The 2,433-nt window shown below is 54.9% G+C and carries 1 protein-coding gene; it reads left to right on the top strand.

The window, feature by feature from the left end:
• Positions 1 to 198 precede the first annotated feature (198 nt).
• On the top strand, positions 199 to 2,433 hold a 2,235-nt coding region (gene fhuE, locus J5224_RS24950; protein ID WP_264627905.1), incomplete at its 3' end, for a ferric-rhodotorulic acid/ferric-coprogen receptor FhuE.

Below are 2,433 nucleotides of genomic sequence, written 5' to 3'. Positions count from 1 at the left end.
GGAAAAACCGTGCCAACAGGTAAATCCTATTTACATATCAAATGCAAATCCTTCTCACTGTGATTCCCATTATCTAATATTATGTAGGCTCAATATGTAGATTGGTGCTTCAGGGGCACGACCATTGTCGGGCGTTAAACCGATGATAGCCAGGTAACACGGTGTCGTGTCAGCATGATGTACGCTTAAGGGATCGTTATGAAAGGAAAAGGGTTTGGCTGTGCGAAGTCGGTTCAGGCAATGGAATCGGTAAGCGGTTTTTCTGTTTTGGCGCTGTGTGTGGGCGCTGCACTGTGGCCCGCTCTGGCGGGGGCGGCACAGACCCGCACTGCGGTGGGGGACAACACCCATCAGAGCGCTGCACAATCTGCCTCATCACCGGGTAAAAAAAGTGGCGACACGCTGGTGGTCACCGCCACCGGGGGGGCTGCGGGGCAGGATGTGCCCGGCGACTACAGCACCAAATTGACCTCGGCGGGGACGCGCTTGCTGTTAAGTCCGCGTGATATTCCGCAATCCATCACCATCGTGAATAAACAGCGCATGCAGGATCAGAACCTGCAAACGGTGGGCGACGTGTTGGATAACGTGGTTGGTGTCACCGGCAACTATACCGACAGTGAACGCATTGGCTACTATGCGCGCGGTTTCTACATCAACAATTTCGTCATTGACGATATCCCCACTTCGGTATCCGAAGCCTGGAATTTTGGTGACGCGCTGGGAGATACCGCGATCTATGACCGCATCGAAGTGGTGCGCGGTGCCAACGGCCTGCTAACCGGAACCGGTAATCCCTCCGCAACGGTGAATATGGTGCGCAAACACGCCACCAGCAAGGAAGTGACCGGCAATGTTTCCGCCAGTTACGGCTCGTGGAATAACCAACGCTATGTGACCGATCTTTCCGCGCCCTTGACCGAATCCGGCAACGTGCGCGGGCGTATTATTGCCGGCTATCAGGATCAGGATAGCTGGCTCGATCGTTACCATAAGCGCAAAAAATTTATTTCCGGCATTGTCGATGCGGATCTGGCCAATAATTCCACGCTGTCATTCGGCTACGATTATCAGGAAAGCAAAACCCCCGGTTCAACCTGGGGCGGCTTGCCGACCTGGTTCAGTAACGGCAACCGTACCCACTTCGATCGCAGCTTCAATCCCGCCCCAAACTGGGCCTATTACAACATCGAGACCAACAAGGTTTTCGCCCAGTTCAGCCATATGTTTGATAACGGCTGGGACTGGCATATCAACAGTACCCATGCGGAAACCAAGTTTGATGACAAGCTGATGTACGCTTCACCTTATGATTATTATGATGCTAATGGCGTGAAAGATCCTGCCAAATCAGGCACCTTCCCCGATCAAACCACCGGCGAGGGCTTGGCGGGCGGTGCTGGCTGGTTTACTGGCACACGCAAACTGGACGCGTTGGAAACTTACGTGCGCGGTCCGTTCGAACTGCTGGGGCGCCAGCATGAGCTGGTTACCGGGGTAGGTTTCAGTCGCCAGCGCAACTACTACTACGCCTCGAACGATGCGGTGACGGTTGCGGATATGGGCAATTACTACAACTGGAACGGCAGTGCGCCGGAACCGAACTGGCAGGCGCAGATCAAAAGTTCGGATGATACCGTGCATCAACGGTCGGTCTACAGTGCGGCCCGTTTTTCGCTGGCCGACCCGCTGGCGCTGGTGGCTGGTGCGCGCTATACCGAATGGAGCACGGGCGGCATGACCTCCAGCTTCAGCAAAGACAAGGTGTCGCCCTATGCCGGGTTGATTTACGACATCAATGACACCCTCTCTGCCTATGTCAGCTACACCTCTATCTTCCAGCCGCAAGATAACCGCAGTGTTAACGGCAACTACCTGGCACCGATTGAAGGCAAAAACTATGAAACCGGTCTGAAATCCGACTGGTTTGATGGTCGCCTGACGGCATCCATGGCGCTGTTCCGCATCGAGCAGGATAATCTGGCGCAGACCGATGGCAGTAACAAGGTCACTGGGTCGAGCGATCAGGCTTACTACGGTGCGCAAGGCGTAACCAGTAAAGGCGTGGAGCTGGAACTGAACGGTGCCCTGACGGATAACTGGCAGATGACGTTCGGTGCCGCACGTTACGTTGCCAAAGACGCGGCGGATAACCGGGTAAACAGCCAGCTACCGCAAACCTCGTTGAAATGGTTTACGCGCTACCAGTTGCCGATGCTGCCGGAACTGACGCTGGGTGGCGGGGTAAACTGGCAGAACGGCACCTTTGTGGATACCTCGGGGCCGAATGGGGCAACGCGTGTGCATCAGGGAAGCTATCCGTTGGTTAACCTGTTTGGTCGCTACCAGATCAACAAACAGCTGGCGGTGCAGGCCAACGTCAACAATCTGTTGGATAAGAACTATTACAGCGCCCTCAGTGACAACTATGCC

This window comes from Candidatus Symbiopectobacterium sp. NZEC135 (assembly GCF_025962695.1).
The sequence above is the reverse complement of the archived record's forward strand: the minus strand, read 5'-3'. Positions and strand labels throughout refer to the sequence as shown.